The organism is Pseudomonas sp. Leaf59 (assembly GCF_920984685.1).
Lineage (GTDB): Bacteria > Pseudomonadota > Gammaproteobacteria > Pseudomonadales > Pseudomonadaceae > Aquipseudomonas.
In genome coordinates, this window is sequence record NZ_CAKLBR010000006.1 from 267,273 (window position 1) to 282,481 (window position 15,209).

Sequence of the window (15,209 nt, forward strand, 5' to 3'; positions counted from 1 at the left end):
CCACAGGGAGTCTGCGCTTAACTGAACGGCATTAGGGCAAGCCCGCTCGCCACAGGAGTGGGCTTGCCTGACGTTTCAGGTTTTAAAATCAACCCGTTATTTTGTGTTTGATAAAAGGTCTCTCCACCTTTTGATCTCCAGCGGCAGTCTCGCTACGGCTGATATATAGTTCACACCCGGTTCCCTCTCACTACGAGTGCCCCATGCTTAACAAAGGATTGTTCCTGGCCTGTGCGCTGGCCCTGCTGAGCGCCTGCGATTCCTCCGATAAACCGGCTGCACCGTCTGCGCCCAGCGCGGCGGCGGTGCCCAAGTCGGCCAAGGCGGCGCCGGATGTGGCGGCGTTGAAGCAACGCTACGTCGGGCGCGAGTTGAGCGTGGTGGACGTGTCCGAAGTACAGCTGGACGGGGCCAGTACCTTGTCGGTGAGCTTTTCCATCCCGTTGGATCCGGACCAGAAATTCGCCGACAAGCTGCATCTGGTCGACAGCAAGTCCGGCAAGGTCGATGGCGCCTGGGAGCTGTCCGACAACCTCATGGAACTGCGCCTGCGTCATCTTGAGCCGCAGCGCAAACTGGTGCTCACCGTCGACCCCGGTGTGAAGGCGGTGAACAACAATCTGCTGCCCGCCGAATACAGCGCGCGCCTGGAAACCCGTGACCTGCAGGCCACCGTCGGCTTCGCCAGCCGCGGCACCCTGTTGCCCACGCGTCTGGCCGAAGGTTTGCCGGTGATCGCGCTGAATGTCGACAAGATCGATGTGGAGTTCTTCCGCATCAAGCCCGAATCCCTGCCCACGTTCCTCGCGCAATGGGGGCGCAACACCAGCCTGCAAAGCTATGAATCCCAGGAACTGCTGCCCCTGGCCGACCTGGTCTACGGCGGCCGCTTCGACCTGAACCCGGCGCGCAACACCCGTGAAACCCTGTTGTTGCCGATCGCCGGCCTCAAGCAATTGCAGCAGCCGGGCGTGTACCTGGCGGTGATGCGCGCGTCGGGCACCTACAACTATTCGCAACCGGCCACGCTGTTCACCTTGAGTGATATCGGGCTGTCGGTGCACCGCTACGCCAATCGCCTGGATGTGTTCACCCAGGCGCTGGAAGGCGGCAAGGCGCTGGAGGGCGTCGAGCTTGAAGTGCTGGACGCCGAGGGCCGCGTATTGGGTCAGGGCAAGACCGAACAGGGCGGCCACGCCGAGTTGCCGCTGCCGAAAAAGGCCCAGGTGCTGCTGGCCAAACAGGGCGAGCAAACCAGCCTGTTGCGTCTGGACAGTGCGGCGTTGGACCTGGCCGAATTCGATATCGGCGGGCAACCGTCACACCCGTTGCAGTTTTTTGTGTTTGGCCCGCGCGACCTGTATCGCCCCGGCGAAACCGTGCTGCTCAATGCCCTGCTGCGCGACAAGGACGGCAACGCCGTCAAGCCGCAGCCGGTGAGCGTCGAGGTGCGCCGCCCGGACGAACAGGTGAGCCGCAAATTCGTGTGGGAGGCCGATGCCTCTGGCCTCTATCAATACCCCTTGCAACTGGCCGGCGAAGCGCCGACCGGGCGCTGGCAACTGGTGTTCGACCTGGGCGACGGCAAACCGCAGTTGTATGAATTTCTCGTCGAGGATTTCCTGCCCGAGCGGTTGGCGCTGGAACTCAAGGGCAGCGACACCGCGCTGAGCCCGGCGGACAACCCGGTCATTCAGGTGAATGGGCGCTACCTGTACGGCGCCCCGGCGTCGGGCAATCGGGTCAGCGGCCAGGTCTACGTGCGCCCGCTGCGCGAAGCGGTCAAGTCGCTGCCGGGTTACCAGTTCGGCTCGGTCACCGAAGAAGAGCTGAGCCAGGATTTCGAGCTGGACGAAAGCGTGCTCGACGCCAAGGGCCAGCAGGCGTTGACCCTGGAAAGCAAATGGGCCGAGGCCAAATCACCGCTGCAGTTGATCGTGCAGGCCAGCCTGCAGGAGTCCGGCGGACGCCCGATCACCCGGCGTCTGGTGCAGCCGATCTGGCCGGCCGAGCAGCTGCCGGGCCTGCGCGGGCTGTTTGACGGCAAGGAAACCAATGGTGACGGCCCGGCGGAATTCGAAGTGCTGGTGGCCAACCAGGCGGGGCAGAAACTCGCCGCGCAGAACCTCAAGGTGCGCCTGGTGCGCGAGCGTCGTGACTACTACTGGAACTACTCCGACAACGACGGCTGGAGCTATCACTTCAACGAAAAATTCCTCAACCTCGACGAGCAGACCCTCAATATCAAGGCCGGCGATACCGCCAGGGTCAGCTTCCAGGTGGAGTGGGGCCCTTACCGCGTCGAGGTTGAAGACCCGCAGACCGGGCTGGTCAGCAGCCTGCGGTTCTGGGCCGGCTACCAGGCCCAGGACAACACCGAAGGCGGCGCCGTGCGGCCGGATCAGGTCAAGCTGGCGCTGGATAAACCCGCCTATGGCGACGGCGACACCGCCAACGTCACGGTGACGCCGCCGGCGGCCGGTAAGGGCTACCTGCTGGTGGAATCCGCCGAAGGGCCGTTGTGGTGGCAGGAAATCGACGTGCCGGCCGAAGGCAAAAGCTTCGCCGTTAAACTCGACCCGACATGGGCGCGGCATGACCTGTACGTCAGCGCCCTGGTGGTTCGTCCCGGCGAGCGCAAGGCCAATATCACCCCCAAGCGCGCCGTGGGCCTGCTGCACCTGCCGCTGGATCGCACCCAGCGCAAACTCGGCCTGACCCTCACCGCGCCGGAAAAAATGCGCCCCAAACAACCGCTGACGGTGAAGATCGCCGCCAAAAATGCCGACGGCAGCGTACCCAGGCAGGTGCATGTGCTGCTGGCGGCGGTGGACGTGGGCATCCTCAATATCACCGAATACCCGACGCCCGACCCGTACTCCAGCCTGTTCGGCCGCAAGGCCTACGGGGTCGATCAGTTCGACATCTACGGCCAGTTGATCGAAGCCGGGCAGGGCCGTCTGGCCAGCCTGGCGTTCGGTGGCGACGCCGCGCTGGCCAAGGGCGGCAAGCGCCCGGACACCAGCGTGACCATCGTCGCCCTGCAAAGCGCGCCGGTCACCTTGAACGAGCAGGGTGAGGGCGAAGTCAGCGTCAATATCCCCGACTTCAACGGCGAACTGCGCCTGATGGCCCAGGCCTGGAGCGATGACCGCTACGGCATGGCCGAGGGCAAGACGGTGATCGCCGCACCGCTGATCGCTGAATTGTCGGCGCCGCGCTTTCTGGCCGGTGGCGACCAGACCACCCTGGCGCTGGACCTGTCCAACCTGTCAGGCAAGGCGCAGAAGCTGGAAGTGCAGTTGAGCGCCGAAGGGCAACTGGAGCTGGTCAATGGCGGTGCGCAAACCGTCGAGTTGAAACAGGGCCAGCGCACCACGTTGCGCATTCCGGTGAAAGCCTGGGGCGGCCTGGGGCAGGGCAAGGTCAAGGTGAGCGTCAATGGCCTGGACTTGCCGGGCGAAAACCTGCCGCCGTTCAGCCGCGAATGGACCCTGGGCGTGCGCCCGGCCTACCCGGCGTTGCTCAAACACTACCGCGCGGTGCTCAAGGACCAGCCGTGGAGCCTGCCGGCGGGTGCGCTGGATCAGTTCGATGCCTCCGGGCGTGAGGCGCTGTTGAGCCTGTCGAGCCGGCCGCCGTTGAACCTGGGCGCGCAAATCGCGGCGCTCAAGGCGTATCCCTACGGTTGCCTGGAGCAAACCGCCAGCGGCTTGTATCCCTCGCTGTATGCCGATGAGGCGTTGCTCAAGCGCCTGAGCATCAAGGGCGAACCGGACACCGAGCGCAAGCGCAAGATCGAGCTGGGCATCGAGCGTCTGCTGGGCATGCAGCGCTATAACGGCAGCTTTGGCCTGTGGGGCGCCGATGGCGAGGAGGAATACTGGCTGACCGCCTACGTCACCGACTTCCTGCTGCGCGCCCGCGACCAGGGTTTTGCCGTGCCGCCTGACGCCTTGAAAAAAGCCAGTGAGCGCCTGCTGCGCTATGTGCAGGAGCGCAACCTGATCGAGGTGGACTACAGCGACAACGCCGAACACACCCGCTTTGCCGTGCAGGCTTACGCCGGCATGGTGCTGGCGCGCAGTCAGCAGGCGCCGTTGGGCGCATTGCGCAGCATTTTCGAGCGACGCAGCGACGCACGTTCCGGGTTGCCGCTGGTGCAATTGTCCATCGCGTTGCAGAAGATGGGTGACCAGCCGCGTGCCGATCAGGCATTGCAGGCAGGGCTCGCCGCCCAGCGCGGCGCCAAGGAATGGCTGGCCGACTACGGCAGCCCGCTGCGCGATCAGGCGATGATCCTGGCGTTGCTGGAGGAAAATGACTTGGCCAAGGGTACGCGTGAAGAGCGCCTGTTCAGCTTGTCGGACCAGTTGGCGGCCAGTCCGTACCTGTCGACCCAGGAGCGCAATTCACTGTTCCTGGCCGGGCGGCTCGGGTTTGCCCAGCCCGAGGCGAACTGGCAGGTCGCCTTGACCGGCAGCGGCGGTGTGCAGGCACTGAACAACCAGCACTCGACTGTGCAACTGGATGACAAGTCGCTGTCGGGCGACCTCAGCCTGAGCAATGGGGGTGAAACGCCGGTGTATCAGCAACTGACGATTTCGGGTTATCCACAAGTGCCACCGGCGCCGGGCGGCGACAACCTGAATATCCGCCGCGAATACCTGGGCATGAACGGCCAGCCGTTGAACCTGCGTAACCTCAACAGCGGCGACCTGGTGCTGGTGCACTTGACGGTCGGTGCCAAACAGCGCGTGCCGGATGCGCTGGTGGTGGACCTGCTGCCGGCCGGTCTGGAGCTGGAAAACCAGAACCTGGCGCAAAGCGCCGCCAGCCTTGAGAACGCCAGCAGCCAGGTGAAGGAATGGCGCGAGTCGATGCAGAACGCATCGCTCAAACATCAGGAGTTCCGCGATGACCGCTATGTGGCGGCGCTGAACCTGGACGGCTACGGCGCCACGCACCTGCTGTACCTGGCGCGTGCGGTCACCCCGGGCACCTACCGTGTGCCGCCGCCGCAGGTGGAGTCGATGTACCGGCCGAACTGGCAGGCGGTGGGCGAGACCCCGGCAGACATGGTGATCAAGGGCCGCTGACGGCCCGATGTGTAAGGGGGCAAATGTGGGAGGGAGCCAGCGCTCTCCCACAGGGGATCAGTGCACCACCCAACTGAGCAACCACAACCCCAGCATCAGCCAGATGATCCCCATGATGATCGAGGCGCGCATGAACGCACGTACCGCCGAGTACAGCAGCATCAGGCCGATGATCAGGGTGATGATGCTGATGATCGAGGTGTCCATGCCCAGGGTGCGCGACAGGCCTTCGACAAAGTTGCCGCCGGCATGGGTCAACGCCCCGAACAGGCCGCTGAGGCCGTCGACGATAAACCGGATCACCGAACCCAGTGCCTGGCCCAACCATTCGAAGAAGCTTTCTACCTGCATGTGTGTGTCCTGATGAGAAGGTGGGCGTGTGTGTGCCTTTGGTTGCCGATAACGCGGGCTAGTTCCCTGCAAGCATAGAGGTTTGGCGGTTTGAGTTTTCGATTAATCATGCAATTCAACGTGGGAGGGGGCTTGCTCCCGATAGCGGTGTGTCAGCTGTGAATAAGTTGGCTGGAAGGTCGCCATCGGGAGCAAGCCCCCTCCCACAGGTGCTGCGCTGGGCCTTTGCGATTGTGTTGTTGGTGATAGCGCTGCTATGGCTGGCCGACCGCCTCTGGCCCTTGCCGCTGCCCCGCGATGACCTCGCCCGTGTGGTGCTGGCCGAGGATGGCACGCCCTTGTGGCGCTTTGCCGATGCCAACGGTGTATGGCGTTACCCCGTGCAAACCGGTGAAGTCTCACCGTATTACCTCGATGCACTGCTCACCTACGAAGACCGCTGGTTCTACGAGCACCCCGGCGTAAACCCGCTGGCACTGGTGCGCGCAACCTGGCAGAACCTTACCGGCGCACGGGTGGTGTCGGGCGGCAGCACCCTGTCGATGCAGGTGGCGCGCCTGCTCGACCCGCATTCGCGCACCTGGCACGGCAAGTTGCGTCAGCTGTGGCGCACCGCGCAGTTGGAATGGCACCTGTCCAAGGAGCAGATTCTTAACCTCTATCTCAACCGCGCGCCGTTCGGCGGCACCTTGCAGGGCGTGGCGGCGGCCAGTTGGGCGTACCTGGGCAAGTCTCCGGCGCAGCTCACCCGTGCCGAAGCCGCCTTGCTCGCGGTATTGCCCCAGGCGCCCAGCCGCCTGCGCCCGGACCGCCACCCGCAGCGCGCCCAGCAGGCCCGGGACAAAGTGCTGCGCCGCCTCGCCGAGTTTCAGGTGTGGCCGCAGGCGGCGGTCGATGAGGCCCTGGAAGAACCGTTGCTGCTGGCGCCGCGCCTGGAACCGAGCCTGGCGCCGTTGCTCGCGCGTCGCCTTAACCGCCCGGACAGCCCGCCGCTGATCCGCACCACGCTGGATGCCACCCTGCAGCGCCGTCTCGAAGACCTGTTGCTGGGCTGGCGCGCGCGCCTGCCCGAGCACACCTCGGCCGCGATTCTGGTGGTGGAGGAAGAAACCATGGCCGTGCGCGCTTACCTGGGCTCGGTGGACATCAAAGACGCCAGGCGCTTCGGCCATGTGGACATGATCAGCGCCCTGCGCTCGCCCGGCTCGACCTTGAAACCGTTTTTGTACGGCATGGCCCTGGACGAGGGGCTGATTCATTCCGAATCGCTGTTGCAGGACGTGCCCCGGCGCTATGGCGATTATCGACCGGGCAATTTTTCCATGGGCTTTACCGGCGCGGTGCCGGCCAGTACCGCGCTGTCCAGTTCGTTGAATCTGCCGGCGGTGCAGTTGCTGGAAGCCTACGGGCCCAAGCGGTTTGCCGCGCAGATGCGCATCGGCGGCGTGCCCCTGGCATTGCCGGCGCTGGCCGAGCCAAACCTGGCGCTGATCCTCGGCGGCGCGGGCAGTCGCCTTGAGGATTTAGTGAGTGGCTACAGTGCGTTTGCCCGCGACGGCAAAAGCGCGACCCTCCGTTTGCAGCCGGACGACGTCTTGCGCGAGCGTCCGTTGCTGTCGCCGGGGGCCGCCTGGATTGTGCGGCGCATCCTCAGCGGCCAGGCGCGGCCCGACCGTGACCCGCGTGCCGAACTGGTGCAACGCCCGACGCTGGCCTGGAAGACCGGCACCAGCTATGGCTTTCGCGATGCCTGGGCGATTGGCGTGGGGCCGCGCTATCTGATCGGCGTGTGGATCGGCCGGCCGGACGGCACGCCGGTGCCGGGGCAGTTCGGCCTGGCGTCGGCGGCGCCGTTGATGTTGCAGGTGCATGATGTGCTGGCCAACCGCGACAGCCAGCGCGGCATCAGTGCGCCGGTCAAGCCGGTGCCGGCCAATGTCGGGGTCGCGGCGATCTGCTGGCCGCTGGGCCAGCCCATGAGCCGCAGCGACCCCAATTGTCGGCGCCAGCGCTTTGCCTGGACGCTGGACAACACCACGCCGCCGACCCTGCAGGCGCTGGATCAGCCGCTGAGCGTGGGCCTCAAGGAAACTGTGTGGGTCAACGCCAAGGGCTTGCGCGTCGACGCCCATTGCCCCGGCGCGGTTGCCCGGGACATTGCCCTGTGGCCCGCGCCGCTGGAACCGTGGCTGCCGAAGGTGGAGCGCCGTGAAGCGCGGATTCCGGCGGCGGACCCGGATTGCCCGCCGCCGGCACTGGCGGCGGCGTCGCCGTTGTCGATTGTCGGCGTGCGCGAAGGTGACCAGCTGCGCCTGCCGGCCGCCAGCCAGCAGGCGCTGCGCCTGAAGCTATCGGCGCTGGGGGGCAGTGGTCGGCGCTGGTGGTTCCTCAACGGTGCGCCGCTGGGGGACAGTGCCAATCAGGACAGCATCAATGCCGGCTTTGATCGGCTCGGGCGTTATCAGCTCAGTGTGCTGGATGAGGCCGGGCAGACGGCCAGGATTGAGTTCAGCGTTGTTGATTAAGGCCTCATCGGGAGCAAGCCCCCTCCCACATTGTGTGGTGTGAATACCTTCAACTGTGGGAGGGGGCTTGCTCCCGATAGTGTCCTGAAGGCCAGCGCAGGCTATTCACTTGCCTTCAAGCCCCATCCCCCTGAAGCTATACCCCTTCAGGAGCCCAGCATGAACCTCGAACACCTCACCGAACGCCTGCACCGCATCCGCGATACCAACGACTGGAAGCAGTTCCACAGCCCGAAAAACCTGGCCATGGCTGCCAGTGTGGAAATGGCCGAGCTGGTGGAAATCTTCCAATGGCTCAGCGAAGACCAGTCGCGCCAGCTACCGCCGGAAAAGCTCGCCCATGCCGGGCAGGAAGTCGGCGATATCGTGTTGTACCTGCTGCTGCTGTGCAGCGAACTGGGCCTGGACATGGACGCGGTGGTGCGCGCCAAGCTGGCCGACAGCGAACGGCGGTTTGCCCATGAGTGACCGCCACTTCGACCAGTTGGCCACGCGCTTCGCCGAGAAGATCTACGGCGGCGCCAAAGGCGCCATCCGCCTGGCGGTGCTCCAGGCCGACCTCGCCGAGGCCTTGCCGCAGCGCCCATTGCGGGTGCTGGACATCGGCGCGGGGCTGGGCCACATGTCGCTGTGGCTGGCCGAACGCGGCCACACGGTGACGCTGGCCGAACCCGCCGCGCCAATGCTCGACGGCGCGCGCCAGCGTTTCGCCGAGGCCGGGCAGAGCGCAACCTTCATTCATGCGCCCTGGCAGGATCTGCCCGGCCAGCTCACCGAGCGCTACGACCTGGTGCTGTGCCACGCCGTGCTGGAATGGCTGGCCGAACCTCACGCGATCCTGCCGGTGCTGCACCAGTTGACCGTGCCGGGTGGCTGGCTGTCGCTGGCGTTCTACAATCGCGATGCGCTGATCTACCGCAACCTGCTCAAGGGCCACTTTCGCAAGATGCGTAACAATGACATGGCCGGTGAGAAGCAGAGCCTCACCCCCCAGCAACCCCTCGATCCACGGGAACTGGCGGCGCAACTCGCCGGCACGTGGCAGGTCGAAAGCCAAAGCGGTGTCAGAGTGTTTCACGATTACATGCCGGTGGAATTCCAGGCCCGCGCCCAGTTGCAGGACCTGGTCGAGATGGAGCTCGCTCATCGTCGTCACCCAGCCTTTGCCGGACTTGGGCGCTATTTGCACTGGATGTGCCGTCCGGTTTAAGCACGCCAGTGTGCGGAGGTCCAAATGCGTCGTCTCGGTTTGATCCTGTTATCCCTGGGGTTGGGCGCCTGTTCCAGCCCCAACCCTTACGTGGCCAGTTCGGCGCCGATGCCGCCGGCACCTGCGCAGGCGGCCAACGTGTTCGATGCCAGCGCGTATCCGGCGCCCGTGCGCGACTACGGCGCCTACCGCAATTGGGCCTGGCGCAACGGCCAGCTCCCGGCGGGCAGTGCCTGGGCGGATTCGGCGCAGATTGCCGAGGCGGTCAGCGGTGCGCTGGACCAGCGTGGCTTGCGCCCGCTGCATGATAACCGTGCGCCGGACCTGTTGGTCAGCGCCGACGTGCACACGGAAAGGCGCCTGCGGCAGGTGCGCGATGATTATGAATACGGCGGGGGGTACGGCGGCGGCTACGGCGGCTACAACCGCTATGGCAATGGCTACGGCATGTACAACTCGGCACCGCTGGTGCGCACCTATGAAGTGCAGGTGGTTGTGGTGCGGGTCGACCTGTTCGACGCGCGCAGCGGCCAGCCGGTGTGGAGTGCCAGCGCGGAAACCGGCAGCTCGGGCAGCCTGGGCGAACGCGCCGATGCGTTGCGCCAGGCGGTGCAAAAGGCGCTGACGGCGTATCCTCCGCATTAACGCTAGGGTCTGGGAGAATCACCATGTTTGGACGTATCGCTGTGCTTGCCGTTGTCCTGCTGCTGGGCGGTTGCCAGAGCGGCCAGGTCAACCACGATTTTGACGCCAGCCGAGACTTCGGCGCCTACCGCAGTTGGGCCTGGAAAGACCCGGCCCTGCAATACAGCCCGGATGATCCGCGCATCAAGAGCGACCTCACCGAACAGCGCATCCGCCAGGCCGTGGGCGAGCAACTGGACCAGCGCGGCCTGCGCGCTGCCGCGCCAGGCGCGCGGGCCGACCTGCGTGTGCAGGCCTACCTGATCGTCGAAGATCGCCAGCAACAAGTCACCACTAATTACGGCGGCCCGTGGGGCAACCCGTGGAACGGCTATTGGGGCGCGCCGATGTACAACGAAACGCGCAACCTCACCTACAAGGTGGCGACCCTGCAGATCGACCTGCTCGACGGCAAGGACGGCAAGCTGGTGTGGCGCGGCAGCGACGAGCAACTGATGGCCAGCTCGCCCAACCCGCAGGATCGCGACAAAGCCATACGTACCACGGTGGCGCGAATCCTCTCCAGCTACCCGCCCCGTTAAAGACACCCCAGCTCCAGTATGTGAATGGGGTTCATGTGGGAGGGAGCAAGCCCCCTCCCACACTCAAGCAATAGGTCGCCAGGTGCCGACCATGTGTTCGATATCACCCGCACCTTTGAGCTGCAATTCACCGCTGGCCCCCGGTGCGCTGGCAGATAGCGTCACTTCGCCGGGCAGACGCACCGGCTTTTTGAACGCCACGTCGATCTCCACATTCGCCGCAGGCAAGTGCTCACCCAGCGCGGCAAGCAGGCGCGCCTTGTTCCACAAGCCATGGGCGATGGCCTGGGGGAAGCCGAACAGTTTGGCGGTGAGCGCGCTCAGGTGGATCGGGTTGTAGTCGCCGGACACCCGTGCATAGCGTCGACCTATGTCTGCCGGAGCTTTCCAGCGGGTCAGTTCGCTGACGTCCAAGGGCGCAGGCCGCGTGTCATCCGGCGCTTCACCGTCGAGCTTGACGCCTCGGCACAGCATGCGGCTCTCGGCTTGCCACAGCAGGCCGAGGGCATCGTGGGCGGTGGTCACCAGATCGAAAGTGGCACCCTTGGCGTGGGGCTGGAGATTTTCGGCATGCACCGCCAGGGTCAGCTCGCTGACACTGCCCAGGGGCCGATGCAGGCGAATGCGATTACTCAGGTGGATCAGCCCCAGCAAGGGAAACGGGAACTGCCGGTCGGTGAGCAGTTGCATTTGCAGGCCGAACGCGAGGATATGCGGGTAAGTCGCCGGCAATATCGGCCCGTCGGCAAAACCGCAGACCTTGCGATACGCCGCCACGTGCCGTGGCTCAAGGCTGACCCGGCAGCGCAGGCCCTTGTCGGGCAGCGTGCTGCCGCTGATCTTGCGCTTGAGCGCCGCGCGCCAGTACAGCGGCGGAAGAAACGGCGGGCTGTCCAGTGTTTGCCAATCCATGCTTACGCTCCCAGAAGACTTTGCCCACAGACCCGCAGGGCCTGGCCGGTGACCGCGCCGGACCCCGGCTGGCCAAGCCATGCCACCGCTTCGGCGACATCCTGGGGCAGGCCGCCCTGGCCCAGTGAACTCATGCGTCGCCCGGCCTCACGCAGGCCGAACGGAATATGCGCGGTCATCTGGGTTTCGATAAACCCCGGCGCCACGGCATTTATGCTGATGCCTCGTTGTTGCAACAGCGGTGCCCAGGCCTGGGCCAGGCCGATCAGGCCGGCCTTGCTCGCGGCGTAGTTGGTCTGCCCGCGGTTGCCGGCGATGCCGCTGATGGAGGCCAGCAGCACCACGCGCGCGTTGTCGTGCAGGGTGCCGCTGTCGAGCAGGGCCTTGGTCAGCACCTGCGGCGCATTGAGATTGACCGCCAGCACGGCGTCCCAGTATTCCGGGGTCATGTTGGCCAGGGTCTTGTCGCGGGTGATGCCGGCGTTGTGCACCAGGATGTCGAGGCCGTCGGGCAGGTGTTCGATCAACTGGGCGGCGGCGTCTTCGGCGCAGATATCCAGGGTGATGGTGCGCGCGCTCAGGCGCGCGGCCAGGGCGTCGAGGTCGGCCTTGGCCTGGGGCACGTCCAGCAGGATCACCTCGGCGCCATCGCGGGCCAGGGTTTCGGCGATGGAGGCGCCAATGCCGCGTGCGGCGCCGGTGACCAGTGCCTTGCGCCCGGCCAGTGGGCGCGTCCAGTCCTCCACTGGCGTTGCGCAGGCTTGCAGGCGCAGCACCTGGCCCGAGATGTAGGCGCTTTTGGGCGAGAGGAAAAACCTCAGCGCACCTTCCAACTGGTCTTCAGCCCCCGCGCCGACATACAGCAACTGCAGCACACCGCCGCTGCGCAACTCCTTGGCCAGGGAACGGCTGAACCCTTCGAGGGCGCGCTGGGCGCTGGCGGCAAACGGATCGTCGAGGCTTTCCGGCGCGCGACCGAGGATCACCAGGTGGGCGCTGTGGTCGAGGTTCTTCAGCAGCGGCTGGAAGAACTCGCGCAGTTGCTTGAGCTGATCGGTGTGCTGCAAGCCGCTGGCGTCGAACACCACTGCCTTGAGTTTGGGACCGTGGCCGGGAATCCAGGTCGAGGCCTCGGTGCCATAGCGGTAAGTGGCGTCGGTAAATTTGTGGGCAAACGCCTGCACCTTGTCGGCCAGCGCGCCGCCGCTCAGCAACAGCGCACCCTCCACCGGGCGCAGGCGCCCGGCTTGCCAGCGTTCCAGGCGCACCGGTGACGGCAGGCCAATGGCGGCGACCAGGCGATGGCCGAGGCTTGAGTTGGCGAAGTCGATATAACGGTCAGACATGGAACGCTCTCCGAAGGCTGGGGTTCAAAAGGTTGACCATTCCAGGGTAGCAGTCGTTCGACTAGGCTCAGTGATCCAGCCCGCAACCGACAGAGGGAGCTTCTTATGACTCAATTGCGCCGTGTGGCGATCATTGGCGGTAACCGCATTCCGTTCGCCCGCTCCAATGGCCCTTACGCCACGGCGAGCAACCAGGCGATGCTGACCGCTGCGCTGGAAGGCCTGATCGAACGCTACGACCTGCACGGCCAGCGCATTGGCGAAGTGGTTGCCGGCGCTGTGCTCAAGCATTCGCGCGACTTCAACCTCACCCGCGAGTGTGTGCTGGGCTCGCGGCTGTCGCCGCAGACGCCGGCCTATGACATCCAGCAGGCCTGCGGCACGGGGCTGGAGGCGGCGTTGCTGGTGGCCAACAAGATCGCGCTGGGCCAGATCGAGTGCGGTATTGCCGGCGGCGTCGACACCACCTCGGACGCGCCGATTGGCGTGAATGAAGGGCTGCGCAAGATCCTGCTGCAGGCCAATCGCGCCAGGTCCATGGCGGATAAATTAAAAGTCCTGTTACAACTTCGCCCGCAGCACCTCAAGCCCGAGCTGCCGCGCAATGGCGAACCGCGCACCAAAATGTCGATGGGCCAGCACTGTGAATTGATGGCGCAGACCTGGCAGATCCCCCGCGCCGATCAGGACCAACTGGCCCTTGAGAGTCATCGCAAAATGGCCGCCGCCTATGCCGAAGGCTGGCACAACGATTTGCTCACACCGTTTATGGGGCTCACCCGTGATAACAACCTGCGCCCCGACCTGACCCTGGAAAAACTCGCCGCGCTCAAGCCTGCCTTCGAGCGCAGTGAAAAAGGCACGCTCACCGCCGGCAACTCCACGCCGCTCACCGATGGTGCGTCCCTGGTGTTGCTGGGCAGCGAAGCCTGGGCCCGTGAGCGCGGCTTGCCGATTCTGGCGTACCTGCGCGACGGCGAAGCGGCGGCGGTGGATTTCGTCAACGGCGCCGAAGGCCTGTTGATGGCGCCGGTGTACGCGGTGCCGCGGCTGTTGGCGAGGAATGGTCTGACGCTGCAGGACTTTGATTACTACGAAATCCACGAAGCGTTCGCCGCCCAGGTGCTGTGCACGCTCAAGGCCTGGGAAGACGCCGACTATTGCCGGACGCACCTGGGGCTGGACACGCCGCTGGGGGCTATCGACCGCAGCCGGCTGAACGTCAAGGGCAGCTCCCTGGCCGCCGGGCACCCGTTTGCGGCCACCGGTGGGCGGATCGTCGCCAACCTGGCCAAGTTGCTCGACGCGGCGGGCAAGGGGCGCGGCTTGATTTCGATCTGCGCCGCAGGTGGGCAGGGGGTAACTGCCATCATTGAACGCTGATGGGCAGTGAAATTGGCACACAGGATGCATTCTTGGGTGGTCAAAGGTCGGTCGCCTCTCCCACCGGCGCGCCGATTGCCGTATAACGAGTGCCATACGCGTATTTGGTAATAAAGGACCCACAATAAAAGCTGATGAAGACTCCTAAACGCATTGAACCCCTGATCGAAGACGGTCTGGTCGACGAAGTGCTGCGCCCTCTGATGAGTGGTAAAGAAGCAGCTGTTTATGTGGTGCGCTGCGGCAACGAATTGCGTTGCGCCAAGGTTTACAAGGAGGCGAATAAACGAAGTTTTCGTCAGGCGTCCGAATACCAGGAGGGCCGCAAGGTCCGCAACAGCCGCCAGGCCCGGGCCATGGCCAAGGGCTCCAAGTTCGGCAAGAAAGAAACCGAAGACGCCTGGCAGAACGCGGAAGTGGCGGCATTGTTCCGTCTGGCCGGTGCGGGCGTTCGCGTGCCCAAGCCGTACGACTTCCTCGAAGGCGTGCTGTTGATGGAACTGGTGGCCGATGAATACGGTGATGCGGCGCCGCGTCTGAACGACGTGACCCTGGACCCGGATCAGGCGCGCGAATACCACGCCTTCCTGATCTCCCAGATCGTACTGATGCTGTGTACCGGCCTGGTGCACGGTGACCTGTCCGAGTTCAACGTACTGCTCACGCCGACGGGCCCGGTGATCATCGACCTGCCCCAGGCGGTGGATGCGGCGGGCAACAACCACGCGTTCAGCATGCTCGAGCGCGATGTAGGCAACATGGCGTCCTACTTCGGGCGCTTTGCCCCGGAGTTGAAGGCGACCAAATACGCCAAGGAAATGTGGGCGTTGTACGAAGCCGGCACCCTGCACCCGGCCAGTGTATTGACCGGTGAGTTCGACGAGCCGGAAGAGCTGGCGGACGTGGGCGGTGTGATCCGCGAGATCGAAGCGGCGCGGCTGGATGAAGCGCGCAAGCAGGCGATTCGGGCGGCGGATGATGCGCCACCGAGCAAGGGATCCGACGAGCCACCGCCGCCGCCCTGGATGCAGTGATCTTCAGATAAATGACGATTAAAAATGTGGGAGGGGGCGTGCTCCCGGTAGCGGTGGGTCAGTCAGTCAATCTGTGACTGGCCCGCCGCTATCGGGAGCAAGCCCCCTCCTACATTGGTTCGT

At 65.0% G+C, this 15,209-nt stretch carries 11 protein-coding genes; 8 read left to right on the plus strand and 3 right to left on the minus strand.

The genetic code is table 11. The annotated features are described in order from the left end of the window. Positions 1-203 precede the first annotated feature (203 nt). Positions 204-5,099, plus strand: a complete 4,896-nt coding sequence (locus LUB09_RS09500; protein WP_231422438.1) for an alpha-2-macroglobulin family protein — start codon at positions 204-206, stop codon at positions 5,097-5,099. A gap of 57 nt (positions 5,100-5,156) precedes the next feature. Here the strand turns inward: LUB09_RS09500 and LUB09_RS09505 are convergent, their stop codons facing one another. After that, a complete protein-coding gene (locus LUB09_RS09505; RefSeq protein ID WP_003233162.1) occupies positions 5,157-5,450 on the minus strand; it encodes a hypothetical protein in 294 nt (97 codons plus the stop codon). 209 nt (positions 5,451-5,659) lie between these two features. On the opposite strand from LUB09_RS09505, the gene pbpC reads away from it, so the two are divergent. From pbpC to LUB09_RS09530, 5 genes are all read left to right on the plus strand, one after another. After that, positions 5,660-7,975 (plus strand): peptidoglycan glycosyltransferase PbpC, encoded by a 2,316-nt coding sequence (gene pbpC / locus LUB09_RS09510; RefSeq protein WP_269325484.1) that lies wholly within the window; start codon positions 5,660-5,662, stop codon positions 7,973-7,975. Positions 7,976-8,134: 159 nt separating this feature from the next. Beyond that, positions 8,135-8,443, plus strand: coding sequence for a MazG-like family protein (locus LUB09_RS09515; protein ID WP_003233158.1), 309 nt, complete (start codon positions 8,135-8,137; stop codon positions 8,441-8,443). After that, entirely contained in the window at positions 8,436-9,185 is a 750-nt protein-coding gene (locus tag LUB09_RS09520; RefSeq protein ID WP_231422439.1) for a methyltransferase domain-containing protein, read from the plus strand. Before LUB09_RS09515 ends, LUB09_RS09520 begins: the two co-directional genes overlap by 8 nt. A gap of 24 nt (positions 9,186-9,209) precedes the next feature. Beyond that, positions 9,210-9,830, plus strand: coding sequence for a DUF4136 domain-containing protein (locus LUB09_RS09525; RefSeq protein ID WP_231422440.1), 621 nt, complete (start codon positions 9,210-9,212; stop codon positions 9,828-9,830). A gap of 23 nt (positions 9,831-9,853) precedes the next feature. Further along, positions 9,854-10,411 (plus strand): DUF4136 domain-containing protein, encoded by a 558-nt coding sequence (locus LUB09_RS09530; RefSeq protein ID WP_209988133.1) that lies wholly within the window; start codon positions 9,854-9,856, stop codon positions 10,409-10,411. Between the two features lie 63 nt (positions 10,412-10,474). On the opposite strand, the gene LUB09_RS09535 is transcribed toward LUB09_RS09530, so the two are convergent. Both LUB09_RS09535 and LUB09_RS09540 read right to left on the minus strand, forming a co-directional pair. Next, positions 10,475-11,323, minus strand: coding sequence for a MaoC family dehydratase (locus LUB09_RS09535; protein ID WP_209988136.1), 849 nt, complete (start codon positions 11,321-11,323; stop codon positions 10,475-10,477). Between the two features lie 2 nt (positions 11,324-11,325). Continuing rightward, positions 11,326-12,669, minus strand: a complete 1,344-nt coding sequence (locus tag LUB09_RS09540; protein WP_231422441.1) for a 3-oxoacyl-ACP reductase — start codon at positions 12,667-12,669, stop codon at positions 11,326-11,328. A gap of 105 nt (positions 12,670-12,774) precedes the next feature. Here LUB09_RS09540 and LUB09_RS09545 point away from each other — a divergent pair, with 105 nt between their 5' ends. Continuing rightward, positions 12,775-14,052, plus strand: a complete 1,278-nt coding sequence (locus tag LUB09_RS09545; protein ID WP_231422442.1) for an acetyl-CoA C-acetyltransferase — start codon at positions 12,775-12,777, stop codon at positions 14,050-14,052. A gap of 134 nt (positions 14,053-14,186) precedes the next feature. Next, positions 14,187-15,086 carry a PA4780 family RIO1-like protein kinase gene (locus LUB09_RS09550; protein ID WP_057009670.1) on the plus strand — a complete coding sequence of 300 codons (900 nt, stop codon included), beginning with the start codon at positions 14,187-14,189 and terminating at the stop codon, positions 15,084-15,086. The last annotated feature ends 123 nt before the right edge of the window (positions 15,087-15,209 follow it).

Bases quoted from the DNA above. Each gene is read 5' to 3' on its own strand.
- LUB09_RS09500 (WP_231422438.1), top strand. From the start codon at position 204: ATGCTTAACAAAGGATTGTTCCTGGCCTGTGCGCTGGCCCTGCTGAGC.
- LUB09_RS09505 (WP_003233162.1), bottom strand. From the start codon at position 5,450: ATGCAGGTAGAAAGCTTCTTCGAATGGTTGGGCCAGGCACTGGGTTCG.
- LUB09_RS09515 (WP_003233158.1), top strand. From the start codon at position 8,135: ATGAACCTCGAACACCTCACCGAACGCCTGCACCGCATCCGCGATACC.
- LUB09_RS09520 (WP_231422439.1), top strand. From the start codon at position 8,436: ATGAGTGACCGCCACTTCGACCAGTTGGCCACGCGCTTCGCCGAGAAG.
- LUB09_RS09525 (WP_231422440.1), top strand. From the start codon at position 9,210: ATGCGTCGTCTCGGTTTGATCCTGTTATCCCTGGGGTTGGGCGCCTGT.
- LUB09_RS09530 (WP_209988133.1), top strand. From the start codon at position 9,854: ATGTTTGGACGTATCGCTGTGCTTGCCGTTGTCCTGCTGCTGGGCGGT.
- LUB09_RS09535 (WP_209988136.1), bottom strand. From the start codon at position 11,323: ATGGATTGGCAAACACTGGACAGCCCGCCGTTTCTTCCGCCGCTGTAC.
- LUB09_RS09540 (WP_231422441.1), bottom strand. From the start codon at position 12,669: ATGTCTGACCGTTATATCGACTTCGCCAACTCAAGCCTCGGCCATCGC.
- LUB09_RS09545 (WP_231422442.1), top strand. From the start codon at position 12,775: ATGACTCAATTGCGCCGTGTGGCGATCATTGGCGGTAACCGCATTCCG.
- LUB09_RS09550 (WP_057009670.1), top strand. From the start codon at position 14,187: ATGAAGACTCCTAAACGCATTGAACCCCTGATCGAAGACGGTCTGGTC.